15 protein-coding genes are annotated in these 15,516 nt (G+C 61.8%); 6 read left to right on the top strand and 9 right to left on the bottom strand.

The features are described from left to right. Window position 1 precedes the first annotated feature (1 nt). The 3 genes from rpsN to I6E81_RS08230 all read left to right on the top strand — a co-directional run bounded on the left by rpsN (window position 2) and on the right by I6E81_RS08230 (window position 2,749). The gene (gene rpsN, locus I6E81_RS08240) at window positions 2-307 is read left to right on the top strand and encodes a 30S ribosomal protein S14 (RefSeq protein WP_197106841.1); all 306 of its coding nucleotides are present in this window, start codon (window positions 2-4) and stop codon (window positions 305-307) included. A gap of 72 nt (window positions 308-379) precedes the next feature. Then, window positions 380-670: an HU family DNA-binding protein gene (locus tag I6E81_RS08235; RefSeq protein WP_100387826.1), complete on the top strand. Its 291-nt coding sequence runs from the start codon at window positions 380-382 to the stop codon at window positions 668-670. Window positions 671-787: 117 nt separating this feature from the next. Next, window positions 788-2,749, top strand: a complete 1,962-nt coding sequence (locus tag I6E81_RS08230; RefSeq protein ID WP_307784127.1) for a cytochrome c oxidase assembly protein — start codon at window positions 788-790, stop codon at window positions 2,747-2,749. A 37-nt stretch (window positions 2,750-2,786) separates the two neighbouring features. Here the strand turns inward: I6E81_RS08230 and thrC are convergent, their stop codons facing one another. Both thrC and I6E81_RS08220 read right to left on the bottom strand, forming a co-directional pair. After that, window positions 2,787-4,220 (bottom strand): threonine synthase, encoded by a 1,434-nt coding sequence (gene thrC / locus I6E81_RS08225; RefSeq protein ID WP_197106840.1) that lies wholly within the window; start codon window positions 4,218-4,220, stop codon window positions 2,787-2,789. 51 nt (window positions 4,221-4,271) lie between these two features. Then, on the bottom strand, window positions 4,272-5,312 hold the full coding sequence (locus tag I6E81_RS08220; protein ID WP_197106839.1) for a hypothetical protein: 1,041 nt from the start codon (window positions 5,310-5,312) through the stop codon (window positions 4,272-4,274). Between the two features lie 95 nt (window positions 5,313-5,407). On the opposite strand from I6E81_RS08220, the gene I6E81_RS08215 reads away from it, so the two are divergent. Then, on the top strand, window positions 5,408-6,706 hold the full coding sequence (locus I6E81_RS08215) for an ATP-dependent RecD-like DNA helicase (protein WP_197106838.1): 1,299 nt from the start codon (window positions 5,408-5,410) through the stop codon (window positions 6,704-6,706). 28 nt (window positions 6,707-6,734) lie between these two features. Here the strand turns inward: I6E81_RS08215 and I6E81_RS08210 are convergent, their stop codons facing one another. The 7 genes from I6E81_RS08210 to I6E81_RS08180 all read right to left on the bottom strand — a co-directional run bounded on the left by I6E81_RS08210 (window position 6,735) and on the right by I6E81_RS08180 (window position 13,711). Then, window positions 6,735-7,631: a carbohydrate ABC transporter permease gene (locus tag I6E81_RS08210; RefSeq protein ID WP_231599617.1), complete on the bottom strand. Its 897-nt coding sequence runs from the start codon at window positions 7,629-7,631 to the stop codon at window positions 6,735-6,737. Continuing rightward, window positions 7,628-8,509 (bottom strand): carbohydrate ABC transporter permease, encoded by an 882-nt coding sequence (locus tag I6E81_RS08205; RefSeq protein WP_197106837.1) that lies wholly within the window; start codon window positions 8,507-8,509, stop codon window positions 7,628-7,630. The genes I6E81_RS08210 and I6E81_RS08205 overlap by 4 nt, the downstream gene beginning before the upstream one ends. 85 nt (window positions 8,510-8,594) lie before the next feature. Further along, window positions 8,595-9,863: an ABC transporter substrate-binding protein gene (locus I6E81_RS08200; RefSeq protein ID WP_197106836.1), complete on the bottom strand. Its 1,269-nt coding sequence runs from the start codon at window positions 9,861-9,863 to the stop codon at window positions 8,595-8,597. Window positions 9,864-9,865: 2 nt separating this feature from the next. Next, on the bottom strand, window positions 9,866-11,278 hold the full coding sequence (locus tag I6E81_RS08195) for a protein O-GlcNAcase (protein ID WP_197106835.1): 1,413 nt from the start codon (window positions 11,276-11,278) through the stop codon (window positions 9,866-9,868). Continuing rightward, entirely contained in the window at window positions 11,275-12,033 is a 759-nt protein-coding gene (locus tag I6E81_RS08190) for an SIS domain-containing protein (protein ID WP_197106834.1), read from the bottom strand. Before I6E81_RS08190 ends, I6E81_RS08195 begins: the two co-directional genes overlap by 4 nt. Further along, window positions 12,030-12,953 carry an N-acetylglucosamine kinase gene (locus I6E81_RS08185; RefSeq protein WP_197106833.1) on the bottom strand — a complete coding sequence of 308 codons (924 nt, stop codon included), beginning with the start codon at window positions 12,951-12,953 and terminating at the stop codon, window positions 12,030-12,032. Before I6E81_RS08185 ends, I6E81_RS08190 begins: the two co-directional genes overlap by 4 nt. Then, window positions 12,953-13,711 (bottom strand): GntR family transcriptional regulator, encoded by a 759-nt coding sequence (locus tag I6E81_RS08180; protein WP_255529026.1) that lies wholly within the window; start codon window positions 13,709-13,711, stop codon window positions 12,953-12,955. Before I6E81_RS08180 ends, I6E81_RS08185 begins: the two co-directional genes overlap by 1 nt. A gap of 191 nt (window positions 13,712-13,902) precedes the next feature. Between I6E81_RS08180 and I6E81_RS08175 the strand changes: the two genes are divergently transcribed. Next, complete coding sequence (locus tag I6E81_RS08175) at window positions 13,903-14,496, top strand: N-acetyltransferase (protein ID WP_197106832.1); 594 nt, start codon at window positions 13,903-13,905, stop codon at window positions 14,494-14,496. Further along, window positions 14,493-15,509 (top strand): Gfo/Idh/MocA family protein, encoded by a 1,017-nt coding sequence (locus I6E81_RS08170; RefSeq protein ID WP_197106831.1) that lies wholly within the window; start codon window positions 14,493-14,495, stop codon window positions 15,507-15,509. The genes I6E81_RS08175 and I6E81_RS08170 overlap by 4 nt, the downstream gene beginning before the upstream one ends. Window positions 15,510-15,516 lie beyond the last annotated feature (7 nt).

The following is a 15,516-nucleotide window of genomic DNA, read 5'->3' as shown; positions in this document are numbered from 1 at the left end:
CATGGCTAAGAAAAGCAAGATTGCAAAGAACGAACAGCGCAAAGTTATCGTTGCGCGTTACGCCGAGCGTCGTCTCGAGCTGAAGAAGGCTCTCGTCGACCCCGCCGGAACTGACGAGTCACGCGAGGCTGCACGCCTCGGACTTCAGAAGCTCCCCCGCGATGCTTCGCCGATCCGCGTACGCGGTCGCGACGCCATTGACGGACGTCCCCGTGGATACCTCAAGCAGTTCGGTGTTTCCCGTGTTCGCTTCCGTGAAATGGCTCACCGGGGCGAGTTGCCCGGAATTACCAAGTCAAGCTGGTAGATTCCAAGCGGTTCCGACGTTTTCTAACGTTTCGGAACAACTAACTGCACTACGTCCGAGGAGGACCACCTTATGGCTGACAAGTCGCTAAACCGTACTGAATTCGTAGCGGCGGTTGCCGCAGAGTCTGGCCAGAGCCAGGCTGCCGTTTCCGGCGTCGTTGACGCATTCTTCTCCGTACTCTCGAAGTCGGTCGGCGAAGGAACCAAGGTTTCGATCCCCGGATGGATGGCTGCAGAGCGTACCTTCCGCGAGGCTCGCACCGGCCGCAACCCGCAGACGGGTGAAGCTATCGAGATCAAGGCCAGCCACGGCGTAAAGCTCAGCGCAGGCAGCAAGCTCAAGGCAGCAGCCAAGGGCTAAGTAGCAACTTTAAAAGGGCGACATCCTTCGGGATGTCGCCCTTTTTGCGTTCCCGCCTACTCTCAGGCGAGTTCGGCGTCGGGCTAACTCCCGTTTAACCGCGAGTACTCTTGAGGGGTGCTAAGAATCAGCCGGATCGCCGGACCCGCCCTGCTGATCCTTGTGGCAGCAATCGCGGCTATCGTCGGTCTCCAGTTCGGTGGCGGCGCTGCGGTTCCGATCCTTCTTGACCCCGGTGCTGTTGTGCGCTGGGGATTACCGATCGCGAAACTCTTCGTCAACCTCGGGCTTGCGGCAACCATCGGCGGGCTTATGATCGCCGTCTTCGCGATGAGCCCCAAGCGCGACGAATTCGCGATCACTCTCGACTTTGCCGCCGCTGGCGCCGCTGTGTGGGCTGTGGCATCCGCTATTACGGGGTTTTTCACGTTTTTGGCGGTGCGCAACCAGCCCATTGACCTCTCCAGCGCCTTTGGTGACGTTCTCGCAAGTTTTCTGACCTCTACCGAACTGGGTCAGGCGTGGCTCGCCACGGTGCTCATAGCGGCCGTTGTGACCGTTTTGTGCTTCGCGGTGCGCAATATGAGCGCGTTGGTCTTCGTGCTCGTGCTCTCCGTTGCCGGACTCATCCCCATGGCCCTACAGGGCCACAGCGGCGGAACCGCCGACCACGATGCCGCCACGAGCGCCATCTTCTTGCACCTGATCTTCGCCGCACTCTGGCTCGGCGGACTCCTCGCGATTGCGATCGCCCGCCCCACCCTCACTAAAGACCGACTGAGTCTCGTGCTGCGACGCTACTCATCGGTGGCACTCGTGAGTTTCATCGTGGTGGCCGCCTCCGGCTATGTGAGTGCAGAAATTCGGGTCGAGAACCTGACGAACCTGCTGTCGCCCTACGGCATCCTCGTTCTCGTTAAAGTTTTTGCTCTGATCGTGTTGGGCCTCTTCGGCGCCGTGTACCGCAACTATGCGATCGGCCGGCTCGAAGCCAGCCCCCGCAAGAAGCGCGGATGGTTCTGGTGGATTGTCACCGCCGAGCTGGCCTTCATGGGGCTCGCTTCCGGCGCGGCCGCCGCTCTCGCGGCGACACCCACTCCGGTGCCAGAAATCGTGGCGGCTGACCTGCCCGACTCCTCCTCCGCGGCCTACCTCACCGGCTCCCCGCTGCCTCCGACCGTGACCGCAAGCAACCTGTTCACCCTGTGGAGCTTCGACCTCATCTGGGTGCTGATCTGCGCGTTCGCGATCTTCTTCTACCTTGCCGGTGTCTGGCGCCTTCACAAGCGAGGCGACTCCTGGCCCATCTACCGCACCGTGTTCTGGGTGCTGGGAATGCTGCTGCTGTTCTACATCACCAATGGCGGCGTAAATGTTTATGAGGGCTACCTGTTCTCGATGCACATGCTGGGGCACATGACCCTCGGCATGATGATCCCGGTGCTGCTCGTGCCCGGTGCTCCCGTCACGCTCGCAATGCGGGCAATTACCAAACGCACTGACGGCAGTCGCGGCGCGCGCGAATGGATTCTCAGGATCGTGCACTCGCGGTACATGGCCGCGATCGGGCATCCGGTAGTTGCGGCACTTATCTTCGTCGTCTCGCTGTGGGTTTTCTACTACACACCGCTGTTCCGTTGGGCTTCCACCGACCACGTCGGGCACGAGTGGATGATCATCCACTTCTTGGCCTCTGGCTACTTGTTCGTGCAGTCACTCATCGGTATCGACCCGTCGCCGCACCGCACCGCGTTCCCGATTCGCTTGCTCATCTTGCTCGCCACAATGGCGTTCCATGCCTTCTTCGGCTTGGGCCTCATGACCGGCACCGGGCTGCTGCTGGCGGACTGGTATGGCGCAATGGGCTGGGACAACGGGGTGACGGCGCTCGAGGATCAACGCATCGGTGGCGGCATCGCCTGGAGTGTTGGCGAGATCCCCACGATCGCGCTCGCCATCTCCGTGGCGATCATGTGGTCACGCAGCGACCGTCGTGCATCCGTGCGCTACGACCGCAAGGCCGACCGCGACGGAGATGCAGAGCTGGATGCCTACAACGAGATGCTCGCTAAGCGCTAAGCGCTAAGCGCTAAGCGCTAAGCGCTAAGCCTGCCGGCTAGGAGCGTGAGTGGAGTGCGTGTTCCGCTATGTAGGCGCGTAATTCGTTCGGATCCGCGGGCATATCGATCTGGTGCTGCGGAAGCTCGAGCATCTCGCGATAGGCCTCGTCGGTGGCGGGAATGCGGCCGAGTGCCTCAGCGATAACGTCGGGGAACTTGGCCGGCTTTGCCGTTTCCAGGACCAGCATCGGAATACCGGGCTCAATGTGGGCATGGGCGACAGCGACACCGTCCGCAGTGTGCGGATCGAGAAGCACCTGCGTGCTCTCGAAGACTGACCGGATGGTGTTGACCCGATCCTGGTGAGTGCTCGTGCCGCTGACGATTCCGAACTCTTCCAGGAAGCGTGGCTGCTCTGCGGTGAGGTCTACGAAACCGTCGTTGCCGAGGTGCTGCCAGAGGCCACGAAGGCGGTCCGCATCGTTGCCGAGTAGGTCGAAGAGAAAACGCTCGAGGTTGGATGCTTTAGACACGTCCATGGACGGGCTCGAGGTCGCGAGCGTATTTGCTGCGTTTCGGGGACGGTAGATACCAGTCCTGAAGAACTCGTCGAGGACATTGTTTTCGTTTGTCGCTACGACGAGTTTTCGAATGGGCAGACCCATCGTTCGCGCGTAGTGACCCGAAAGCACGTTGCCGAAATTGCCGGACGGTACCGAAAAGGAAACCTCAAAGTCTGCCCGGTCGTGCACGTCTACGGCATCGGTCACGCGCAGCCACGACCAGAAGTAGTAGACGATCTGCGCGGAGATTCGCCCAAAGTTGATGGAGTTCATCGCGCCCAAATTGTGCGCCTGCTTGAAGGCAGCATCACTCGAGAGTTCCTTGACGAGCTCTTGGCAATCGTCAAAAACACCGTCGACCACGAGGTTGTGGATGTTCGGCTCCTGCAGCGAATACATCTGCGCCCGCTGAAACTCACTCATGCGGCCGCGGGGCGACAGCATGAAGGCGCTGAGTCGTTCTCTGCCGCGGATCGCGTACTCGGCGGCTGAACCGGTGTCACCGGACGTAGCGCCCAGAATGTTGAGGACGCCGTCAGACTTCGCGAGAGCGAAATCCAGTGCCTCGCCAAGAAACTGCATGGCGATGTCTTTGAAGGCAAGCGTCGGGCCTTCGGACAAACCGACAAGCGTCAGACCGTTGCCGAGATCGCTGACGGGAACAATCTCACTCGTAGAAAACTTGGCCGGGTCGTACGCTGCGTGGCAAATGCGCGCGAGGTCGTCTTCTGCAATGTCGTTCGCGAACAGTGAGATGACCGCCGTCGCGAGTTCGGCAAAGTTCAGATCGCGCCACGACTCGAGCAGGGCTGAATCGACCTGCGGGAGTGGCCCGGGGACCGCCAACCCGCCGTCGCTCGCAAGACCTTCGAGGATGACATCGGTATACGAGCCGAGGGCGTGGCCTCGCGTAGAGGTGTACTGCAATCGGTCCTACCTTTCGTGACGCTGAGGCACCAGTTTATCGGCTGGGGAAGACTAGTACTGCGGTGTGATGAGCAACTGGTCGTCCGGCAAGAAGGTGACGAGGTAACTCGCGGTGAAATCAACGTCTTCATCGAAGCTGGAAATGGAGCCATCGAAAATGGAGCGGACATCGACCGTGAGGTGCGCTGCGGCATCCGTCTCCGGCATGAGCCAGCTTCCCGTCTCAGCACCGGGCACGAGCGAAACCTCGGGATAGCTCGCCAGGCTCCACTCCGGAGTGGTGATGATGCGGTTGGCCATGGGCTGGCCAAACGGACAGCCGGTTGGCAGCAGCACGACCTGGGTGGCGCACTCATCGAGGTAGTCGTTCACTTCGCGTTGCACCTGGGAAATCATGGTCTGGTTTGCGACGGCCTCAAGCCGCGCCCGGATAGTGCCGCCGGGGTCAGTGGCAGCCACGACGATTGGCTCGGCGGTAAGGAACGTGGATGAATGGCTGAGCTCGAAACTGCTGGGCGCCAACACTACGTAGGGCGCAGGAGTGTCTTGGGCTGGCGTGACAAATTCGGAGCCGTTGGCGGTGAACTCCTGAGTGTTCGAGACGGTGAGGCGCACGATCGTGAGGGGCGCGGTGACGAACTTCCAGTCGGCGAACACACCGAAACGGGTGCCGTCGCGTTCCACCGTGAACGTGGTGTGAGAGGTCTCGCCATCGAGTTCGAACACGAAGGTGACGGTTTCGGAGCCGTCGTCGTTGATCTCCCGCGAGACCAGCGCAACATCCTCAATCGTGCTGAGCGCTGAGGGCCGCAACAGATCGTGCGAGCCCGCAAGCAGCATCGAACCAGCGCCGGTCGTGTCGATGGGCGTCGCGCCCGAGCCATCGTCGGACGATGCCCCATGGTCTTCGGCCAGTTCGATGTCAGCAATCTGCAGAGCGGATGCCATGTCGTGGCGAGCGAGGGCGCCAAGATAACTGCGCACAAAGCCGCTCGCGCTGAACAGGGTCGCGTTCACAATGAGGACAGTCGTGATGAAGGCGACAACGATCAGCCCAAACACGATTGACCAGGTAACAAGCTCGCGACGCATTCACACATCCTAAACCGCTGAGGCGTGCCGGAGACGAACCACAGATTGTGGCGCGCGGGCACGAGACCAGCAGGCAGCAGCATTAGGGTGATTGGGTGTCCGAAATTACCCTGTCGCCCGAGCAAGCAGCCGTTTTCGCTGCCATCGAGACAACGCGGGAGAACCTCTTCGTCACGGGGCGAGCCGGCACCGGTAAATCCACTCTGCTCAACCACCTCGCGCACAACACGTCGAAGCAGATTGTGATCTGTGCTCCGACCGGTGTTGCGGCGCTTAATGTGGGCGGACAGACCATCCATTCGCTGTTCCGTTTGCCCATCGGAGTTATTGCCGACCACGAGCTCGAACAGACTGATCAACTCCGCAAGCTGCTCAACACCATCGAAACCCTCGTGATTGATGAAGTGTCGATGGTCAACGCCGACCTTCTCGATGCGATTGACCGCAGCCTGCGCCAGGCTCGTCAGCGCAAGAAGGAGCCTTTCGGTGGGGTGCAGGTCGTGTTGTTCGGTGATCCGTATCAATTGGCCCCGGTTCCGGGCGACCCGGATGAGCGGGCCTACTTCGAAGACCGCTACGAGTCGATCTGGTTCTTCGACGCTCTCGTGTGGCAACAGACCGACCTGACGATTTACGAACTCACGAGCATCCATCGCCAGCATGAGGATGAGTTCAAATACATGCTCAATGCCGTGCGCCACAACGGCGTCACCGCTGAAATCGCAGGCCGTCTCAACGCGGTGGGCGCGCGCCCCGCACCCAACGACGGCACGATTACCCTTGCGACCACGAACAGCACCGTCACGCGCATCAACGCGACAGCGCTCGCGCGACTCCCCGGTCGGGTACTGACGGCGAAGGCCGAGATTTCGGGAGAGTTCGGCGGTCGCGCCTACCCCGCCGATGAATCCCTTGAGCTCAAGGTGGGCGCGCAAGTGATGTTCTTGCGCAACGACACTCAAGAGGGTGGAACGCAACGCTGGGTCAATGGCAGCGTCGGCACTGTCGTTAAGATCGCTGACACCGTGTGGGTCGAGATCGACGGGCGCGATTACGAAGTGAAGCCCGTCGCCTGGGAGAAGTTCAAATACTCCTACTCGGCGCGCACGAAAGCGCTTCGCAAAGATGTCGTTGCCGAGTTCACGCAGTTTCCGCTGCGGCTCGCCTGGGCGGTCACGATTCACAAATCACAGGGCAAGACCTACGACAGCGCGATAGTGGATCTCGGGCCACGCTCCTTCGCTCCCGGCCAGACCTATGTTGCCCTCAGCCGCATCAGCAGGTTGGAGGGGCTCTACCTGACTCGGCCGCTTCGCCCGAGCGACATCATCGTCGACGAGAACGTCGTGCGGTTCATGTCCCGGGCCCAGCCCATCCCGGCTATTCAGGCCTGACTCCCCCGGGCTCGCATGAGCTGCTGAGCTACTTCACGCTGCCGGCGGTGATGCCTTCGACGATCTGCTTGTTGAAGACGATATAGATCACGATCATCGGCAGGGTCACGATCGAGAGCGCTGAGAACAGCAGGCCGTAGTCGGTTACATACCGGCTCGAGAATGCAAGGAGTCCGGTGGGGATTGTCTTGAGCGCATCATCCTGAATGTAGAGCAGGGCGAGCAAGAACTCGTTCCAGCTCGAGAGCGCGGAGAAGATTGCGACGGTGGCGAGCCCGGGGCGCAGCAGGGGCAGCGCGATCGAGCCGAAGATGCGAAGGTCGCTGGCGCCATCGATGCGGGCGGCCTCGAAGAGTTCGTCGGGCACGGCGTCCAGATAGACCTTGAGAAGGTAGACCGCGAGCGGCAGGCCCATCGCGGTATACGGAATGATCAAGGCCCAGCGGGTGTCGGTGATGGCCAGCTGAGTGAACATCGTGGACTGCGCGATGAAGTACGACTGCAGGGGAAGCAGCAAGCCGAGCGCCAGTAACCCCATAAACAGGTTACGACCGCGGAAGCGATAACGGCTGAAGGAAAAAGCCGCGGCTGCGCCCAGCAGCAGGATGGCGAGCACCGAAGCTCCGGTGACGATCACGCTGTTGAGCGCGTATTGGCCGATGTGGCCAACCTCGAACGCTTCGACCCAGCGGCCGAAGTCGATCTCGGTCGGGAGGGCGAAGGGGGTTGCGAAGATCGCGGAGTTCGATTTGAAACTGGAGAACACCATCCAGAGCATCGGAAAGAAGAACACGACAGCGATGACGATGAGCGCTGCGGTGAAGAGCACATCGGCGATCCGCAGGGGAGCGCGCCGGCCGGCGTGATGCTTCGCGGTGTGCGTGCGGGCTAACCCGGATGACTTCTTGCGAGAGTCGATACTCATGAGCGCACCTCCTCAGGTTTCTCGCGATTGATTCGCGTGAAGATCAGGCCAAGCCCCACAACGACGACGGTGAGCACGACAGCCATGGCCGATCCGTAGCCAACATTCTGGAAAGTGAATACCGACTTCACGAGATAGGTGGTGGGGATCTCGGTGGCACCGTACGGGCCGCCGTTCGTCATCACGTAGAAGAGGTCGAAGCCTTGGAAACCACCGGTGATGCACAGCAACAGCGCGACCGTGATCGCATTGCGGATCATCGGCACCTTGATGCTGCGGAATAGTTGCCATTCGCCGGCGCCATCGAGGCGAGCGGCCTCAATGACCTCGGTGGGCACCTGGTTGAACGCGGCGTAGAAGATAGTCATGTAGAAACCGGCATATACCCAACCGGACACGACACTCACGGCGATCAACGCAGTGGAGGTGTCACCAAGCCACACCCGCTGGAGGTCCTCAAGACCCAAGGATTGCAAGGCGGCATTGAGCAGACCGAAGTCGTTGTTGTAGACGAACGCCCACAGGACAGCCACGACGACCATGGGGAGCATCACGGGGGTGAAGATCGCAACCCGGAACCAGAGAGAACCGCGGCGGCGCACACTCACAAGCCCCGCGAGAACCAAACCGACAACGACCTCAAGCACGATCGTGATCGCGATGTAGATGAGCACGTGCACAAAGGAATCGCGGAACAGTACATCGTTGGCAGCCTTGACGTAGTTGTCGATGCCGACAAAAACCATGGCCCCGTAGCCGTTCCACTCCGTGAAACTGTAGGCAAACGTCATGATCACGGGGAACAACACGGCGAAGCCGAAGACGCCCATTGCGGGCACCAAGAACAGATACGGGGTTGCCGTGCGGTTCGGCTTCATGCGGTGGTTCCTTCGAAGGAGTGCTGGTCGTCCGCCTTCGGGTGACGGACGACCAGCACGGTTGGCTAACTAATGGGGGAGATGGTTAGCCAAGCTTTTGATCTATGCCGGCAACGGCATCCGCGGGGGACTTCTGACCACCCAGAACCTCTGCCAGTGCAGCGTAGAGAGCGTTCGCGGTCTCGAGGTCATAGCCGTTGTCGGGCGGCAGCACGATCGCCGGGGCGGTCTCAAGCAGAGCCGTGAGTGACGCAGTGCGCGAGTCGATGTCTTCGCCCGACGCGGCCGACAGAGTCATCGGAGTGAGCTCCGCACCGATGAACTGCTGAACATTCTCGTCGTTGTTGAGCAGGGCCAAGAACTCGGCGGCCTCATCCTGCTTGGTGCTCTTGGCGTTGACGACGTACCCGGTGACAACACCGATGACGCTCTCCTGGTTGCCTTCACCCGGCATGGCTGGCAGGTTTACGTAGTCGAAGTTGAGGTCGGGTGCCTCATCGATCGCCCAGCTCACGAGCCACGAACCAATCGCGTGCATGGCGGCCTTGCCCTGGAAGAAGAGCTGAGCACCCTCGTTGTCATCAACCGCGTTGACGCTTTCGTTGACGCAGTTGTGGTCAGCGAGCTCTTCGACGTAACCGAAGGCTTCGATCCACTCGGGAGTGTTGAAGTCGGCGTCGCCCGAGAGCGCTGCGCTGTAGGCCTCTTCCCCGACAACACGCGAGGTCAGGTGGGCGAGCCAGTTGCCAGCAGCCCACAGGTCCTTGTTGCCCGAGGCGATCGGGATGATTCCCTCGGCGTCGAGTGCGTCGCAGGTGGCGAGCAGTTCATCCCACGTCGTGGGAGGCGTGAGCCCGGCATCCGCGAAAATATCTTCGTTGAACCAGAGCACGTTGGTGACGTCAGCGGAATGAGGCACCATCACCACGGCACCATCGACGGTGAGCGAGGTGAAGACTTCGTCATCGAAGAGACCAGCAATGGGGCCGGATGTCACGGCTTCCGTGAGGTCGGCAGCAAATCCGTCAGCGGCACGCTGTTCCAGCCGCGCTCCCGCCCATTCAAAGTAGATGTCTGGAGCGTTGCGCCCGTTGAGCAGGTTAGGAAGCCCGATGGTTTGGTACAGATCGTCGTCTTGGTAGTTCATCTCGACGGTGACGTCGGGGTTGGCGGCTTCGTACTGTGCCGCTACGTCATCCCAGACGCGGATCTGAGCTTCTCCGGGGGAACCCATGGCGATGCGGAGCACGTTGTCGTCGGAGCTTCCGCCGTCGGCTGAACAACCGGTAAGGATCAGTGCTGTGGCGCTGAGGGCAGCGACAGCAGCGAGAGTCTTCTTTCTCGTGACGGGCATGATCATTCCTTTGCTGTAGGTGATGCAGTGTCGGGCGATGCAGTGCGGGGTGATGCAGGTGTTGCGGGTGGTGAGCCCCCGGCAGAAACGAGTTCTGCCAAAGTCATATCGAGCAGGTCGCCGAAGACGCGACGGTGGGCTGCGCGAAGGGTGTCGAGATAGGGGAGAAGCCGGCTGGGGCCAGCGGTGGCGAGGCGACCGGCGGCGGCGAGTTCTGCGATCTCCACAAGCGCACGCGCGCCCAATCGGAACGATTCAAGCCACGGCCGCACCTCGGCAATGAGTTGCGGGTTTGCCACGGGGCCGTCGAGCAACCGGTCTGCGGCGCCACGCATGGTCTGGGCAACCATGAGCAGATCGGCGGCAGCAGTCGCGGCATCACCGTACTCCGACTCAAAAGTGAAGCGCTCGAGGGCCTCGCCCAGTACCGGCGCATCGTCGGCCGAGAGACACGAGGAACGAACCGTGTCAGCAAACAGACTGAAATCGTCGAGGTTTTCTGGACCAACGACATCCAGCAGCGCTTGTTCCCAGCTGGCCTCGGGGTCGTAGTTTTCGGGGTCGCGCAGGTAGTCGGCGACGGTGGCGAAGGGAATCTTGGATGACTCGAAGAGTTCCATGCCGTTGGCAATGATGCCCGTGGAGAAGCGGTGCAAGTGCGGATCGCGACCCTGGTAGGGGCCGATGTGGAGCTCGTGGCCCATCGCGACATCGTTCACCGGGTAGTTATCCCAGTAGGTCGCGGGGCGGCCGGTTGCCCGGGCAAAGACGGCAGCGTCGGCAAGGTCGAGGGTGGCGGAACAAATGGCGCGGCCGGTCCAGAAGAGGTCGATGCGCGGATCAATGCCGCGCCCAAGGCGAGTGATGTAGTCCTCGTTGCCGTAGCCCCAGTACTGCGTGGGACACACCGTGAGGTGGGTGTCGGCGTCGAACTGCGAAAAGACATTCCCAATGAGCGATTGGTGGGCGGTAACGAGATCGGGGAATGCTGCCACGTCGGCCGGATGCTGCAGCCGGACCGGGATGTCATCCAGAAGCAGTCCAAAGCTGGTGACGCCCAATTCGCGCACGGCGCTGAACTTGGCGAGCAGCATCTCGATGTCGTCGCTGCTTGAGTACTTCATGGTGAGCCCGGGGGAGAGGCAGTACATGAAGGTCATGTCGTTGTCGTCACAGCGCGTGATGAGTTCGGCCATGCGGGCGAGCTCGGCGCCAGCGTAGGGGGTGCGCCATTCGTGACGAACGAGCGGGTCATCTTTGGGCGAGTACACAAAGGTGTTCATGCCGCGGTTGCCGAGGAAGTCGATGAGATCGAGGCGTTGTTCGTGGCTCCAGGGCGCGCCGTAGAACCCCTCGATGACGCCGCGAATGGCGAAAGCTGAGGAGTCGGAGCTGGCTCGGGAGCGTGGAGTCATGGTGTGGTTATCGTGGTGGTGAATTTGAGGTTGCTGGCATCGCCGCTGGTGGTGTTGCTGCTCTCGTAAATATCGGGAGTGACTCCGGCATTAACAGAGAGCTGGATAGCTTCAGCCATGACGGCGTTGAGAATGGCCGCTCCCACCACAGTAGAGGTGGCAGACACCCGGCTGCTCAACCCGGCGATGTCAACGGCCGCGTCGCCGACGGCGCCACCGTTATCGATCACGACGGTGGCGAGTTCGTGCAGTCGCGGCAGGGCTGTCGCTCGGGCCTCGGGGGAGGTGGCGTGCGTCAGGCTTGTGAGGGCAATGACGGGGGTGCCATTGGCCATCACCTGCTGCACGAGTTCAGACGTGACGGCGTTGCTGCCGGAGTTGGATGCCACGATCAGCACGTCATTCGCGGCGATGGGGTGATCGCGCAGCAGTGCCGCGGCGAGCCCGGGCAGTCGTTCGAGGGAGGTGCTGAGCGGGGCACTCGTGTGCAACATGAGGCCCTCGAAGAGCAGCGGCTGAACGTTGACGAGGCCGCCGGCGCGGTAGTAGAGCTCCTCGGCGAGCATGTGGGAGTGCCCGGTTCCAAAGATGTGAACCGTGCGGTGGTTGATAAGCACGTCAGCAACGAGGCGGGATGCCGCCACAATGTTGGGAGCTTCATCAGTGGTCAGTCGCTCGATGAGGTGCGTCGCGCGCGCCAAGTAGCGCGCAGCTGGCGACTGCACATCGAGAGTCGGGGGGCTCGTGAGAGTCATGCGGGTGTTCCTTTTTTCCACACGTGGATGAGATCGCGATAGAGATTGTCGGTGTCGCCAGTGCCGAGCAGCAGCGCTCCTTCGAGAGCGGACGCATCCGCCGGGCGGAATGACATGCCTTCACTGGCGAGATGCTCGACAAGGCGGGCGAAGAGGAGAGTGTTCGGTCCCAGCAGCTTTCCGCCAAGAGCCAGCGGGGCATCGTTGCCCACCCACCGAACTCCGACACGAGCGGTAAGGAAGAGCTCGTAAGCCGCTTCGATCACAATGGCGTCGGCGGCGGCATCCCCCTCAGCGGCTGAAGCGAGCACGCCACGGGCGAACTGGGCAATGCGGTTGACCGGGCGGTGGGCGCTATGGAGGCGTGCGGCGATATTCGTGAGGCCATCGAAGTGTTCTGCTGCTCGCGCTGTCAGAGTGGTGCGTGGTCCGCGGCCGTCGAGTTCCTTGAGCACCGCAGAAATGCCGCGACTGCCGATCCAGAACCCACCACCGGCATCCCCTAGGAGATAGCCGTCGCCATCAACCGCGTGGGATTCTCCCGTGGGGCGCAGAGCGAGACAGGCAACGCCGGTGCCGGTGATGAGCGAGACGCCAGATTCGATGGAGAGTGCTCCGGCGTGGGAGGTGACGGTGTCATCCGCGATCCAGACCTCGCTGGCTCCCGTGGTTGCTGCGACAAGGTCGGCGAGACGCGTGGAAGAGGCAGCATCCGCAGGGGACGTAGTGAGACCCATCACGACACGATCAACGGGCTCGAACTTGCCGTGTGCCCAGGCGCTCGCGACTGCGGCCGCTACCGTGCGCATGGTGTCGCCCTCAAGGCGGCTCACCCCATCGACTTCAACAGTGCCGGGCTGCGCACTGCTTTTGAGGCGGATTCCGGATTGGCCGCCATCGACAGCGAGAACCCGAAGCATTAGCTGTTCCGGGATTGTTCGGCCGAGAACGCGCCGCCTGAGACCTGGGCTGTGAGCTGGTACTTGTCGCCGCGATAGAAGCAATTGGCGATCATGATGATGTTTCCGCGGGCATCAGAGTCGACCATTCGGATGCGCAGGCAGGCCTGGTTTTCGGAGATCGTGAGCAGCTCGCGCACCCGCTCGTCGGGCAACACTGGCTCGATCGAAACATTGGCGGCACCGGGGGAGATGCGGTAACGGCTGCTGAGGAGTTCGTAGAGGGACCCGCCCAAGTCGCTGCCGTTGATGCCGGGAACGAGGGCTTGGGGAATCCAGACGGTCTCAACCGCCATCGCTTCGCCACTGCCCAAACGCAGGCGCGTGAAGCTGACGACAGGATCACCGGCAGCTATCCGCAATTGAGCGGAGATCGCGGCATCCGCTGGGGCCACCCGGTAAGCAAGAAGGCGGGCGCCCGGTTCAAGGCCGCGGTCACGCATATCTTGGGAGAACGAGGTGAGACCGAGCAAGCGCACGAACGGCTGTGGGGTCACGTAGGTGCCTGAACCATGGCGTCGCTCGACGAGGCCTTCGGCGACGAGAGCGTCGACGGCGCGACGAATCGTCATACGCGCGACACCCCAGCGTGCACTGAGATCGCGTTCGCTTGGCAGGCTCTTGCCCACCTCTGTCGACGCTACGAGTTCTCGTAAGCGTGCTCTCAGGGTGTGTCTGGTGGATTCCTCGACAACGGTCACGCTCTCATTAGAGCCCATTTTCGCTATCCCGGTAAAGAGGGAATTAGACCACTCCGGGGTACATTTGGCCGAAATGTGTTCGAAACATACAAGCAAATAGGCCCGGAAAGCCGGAGAGTACGCGGTCGACGCTGCCTCGTCTAGACCACTCCGTTGCCAACGTGAGACCTCGGAACTAGACCAGTTGACGCAGGCGATATGGTGAAACCATGAGTCACATTCGGCCTGCGGGTCTCTATGACCTCCCCGGCACCTACCGAGTCTGTCTTCAGACAGCGGATGCCGGGGCTGATGGGAGCGCTCTCTACGAGAATCCCGACCTCCTCGGCCACATCTACGTTGGCCCATATCTGGTCGGTGAGCCCGATCTCGCGTTCGTGATCGCGGACGAACTCGGAGTCGCCGGCTACGTTCTTGGCGCCGCAGACACCCGCCAGTTTGAGGCGTGGCAAGAACGTGAGTGGTGGCCGGTATTGCGCGCCCAGTACCCGGCGACGGCGGGCGATTCGCTCGACGATGAACTCATCTCGCACCTTCACTCTCCGGTGGAGGCACCTGCGGCTGTCGTGGCCGACAATCCAGCGCACCTGCACATCGATCTTCTGCCGCGCGCGCAGGGGCAGGGCCTGGGGCGAACGATGCTCGAGACGCTGTTCGAGGCGCTGCGCGCTCGCGGTGTGACCGGCGTCCATCTCGATGTGGGCGAAGATAATCACAATGCCATCGCGTTCTACCGCCATCTTGGTTTCACTGAACTTGCTCGGGGCGCTGACTCGATTTATCTGGGAATGGAACTGTCGTGATTCTGCCTGAACCGACTGCAACCCCGCTTCGGGGTGGACCAACGTTGCGCTGGGGCGTTCTTGCCCCGGGTGGGATTGCCACCGACTGGGTTGCCGCCATGCATGCCAACACCGATCAGCGAGTGGTGGCCGTCGCGTCGCGCTCTGCTGATCGTGCCGCAGAATTCGCCAGGAAGCACGGCATCGGGCGCAGCTATGGCAGCTATGACCAGCTGGTGGCCGACCCCGAGGTCGACATCATCTACGTTGCCGCGCCGAACATTTTTCACCGGCCGCTGGCGTTGCTCGCCATTTCGGCAGGCAAGCACGTGCTCATCGAGAAGCCGCTCGGTATCGATGCCGCTGATGCTCGCGTGATTGTGGATGCCGCCCGTGCCGCTGGCGTGTTCGCCATGGAAGCCATGTGGACGCGCTTCTTGCCGCAGACCACGATCATCGCGCAGCTCCTCGCCGAAGGGGAGCTTGGTGATCTGAAGGTCGTCACCGCCGACTTTGGGGCTAACTTTGGCGCCCCCGCCGGCCAGCCCGTGTTTGACCCGACTATGGGCGGTGGCTCGCTGCGCGACATCGGTATCTACCCGGTCTGGTTCTCTCGCTTCGCCCTCGGCGCCCCCACCGCGGCGTTCGCTCGGGGACGGATGCTCGACACGGGTGTTGATGGGCAGGCGGCCATGATTCTCGACCACGCCACCGGTGCCCAGGCTGTGTTGCACACGACCATGCAGGCCGACACCCCCACGGAGGCCCGCATCAACGGCACCCGTGCTCGCGTTGAGGTGCGCACACCTTTTTATGCGCCGAACGGGTTTGCGGTGGTGCGCGACGACGAGCGCACCGAGTTCACCGACGGCACCGGACTCCGCGGCCGCGAAGGGCTGTCGTTTCAGACGACGGCGATTGCCCAGCACATTGCGGATGGGCGCACCGAAGCCCCCGAGCATCCGTTGGATGTCTCACTAGAGATTCTGGAGACGCTCGACACGATGCGCGCCCAGATCGAAGCGATGGGCTAACTTTCTC

Source organism: Salinibacterium sp. NG22 (assembly GCF_015864925.1).
Lineage (GTDB): Bacteria > Actinomycetota > Actinomycetes > Actinomycetales > Microbacteriaceae > Rhodoglobus.
The sequence above is the reverse complement of the archived record's forward strand: the minus strand, read 5'-3'. Positions and strand labels throughout refer to the sequence as shown.

Excerpts from the sequence above, each read along its gene's own strand:
- rpsN (WP_197106841.1), top strand. The coding sequence starts at position 2 with ATGGCTAAGAAAAGCAAGATTGCAAAGAACGAACAGCGCAAAGTTATC.
- I6E81_RS08235 (WP_100387826.1), top strand. The coding sequence starts at position 380 with ATGGCTGACAAGTCGCTAAACCGTACTGAATTCGTAGCGGCGGTTGCC.
- I6E81_RS08220 (WP_197106839.1), bottom strand. The coding sequence starts at position 5,312 with ATGCGTCGCGAGCTTGTTACCTGGTCAATCGTGTTTGGGCTGATCGTT.
- I6E81_RS08210 (WP_231599617.1), bottom strand. The coding sequence starts at position 7,631 with ATGAGTATCGACTCTCGCAAGAAGTCATCCGGGTTAGCCCGCACGCAC.
- I6E81_RS08205 (WP_197106837.1), bottom strand. The coding sequence starts at position 8,509 with ATGAAGCCGAACCGCACGGCAACCCCGTATCTGTTCTTGGTGCCCGCA.
- I6E81_RS08200 (WP_197106836.1), bottom strand. The coding sequence starts at position 9,863 with ATGCCCGTCACGAGAAAGAAGACTCTCGCTGCTGTCGCTGCCCTCAGC.
- I6E81_RS08195 (WP_197106835.1), bottom strand. The coding sequence starts at position 11,278 with ATGACTCCACGCTCCCGAGCCAGCTCCGACTCCTCAGCTTTCGCCATT.
- I6E81_RS08190 (WP_197106834.1), bottom strand. The coding sequence starts at position 12,033 with ATGACTCTCACGAGCCCCCCGACTCTCGATGTGCAGTCGCCAGCTGCG.
- I6E81_RS08185 (WP_197106833.1), bottom strand. The coding sequence starts at position 12,953 with ATGCTTCGGGTTCTCGCTGTCGATGGCGGCCAATCCGGAATCCGCCTC.
- I6E81_RS08180 (WP_255529026.1), bottom strand. The coding sequence starts at position 13,711 with ATGGGCTCTAATGAGAGCGTGACCGTTGTCGAGGAATCCACCAGACAC.
- I6E81_RS08175 (WP_197106832.1), top strand. The coding sequence starts at position 13,903 with ATGAGTCACATTCGGCCTGCGGGTCTCTATGACCTCCCCGGCACCTAC.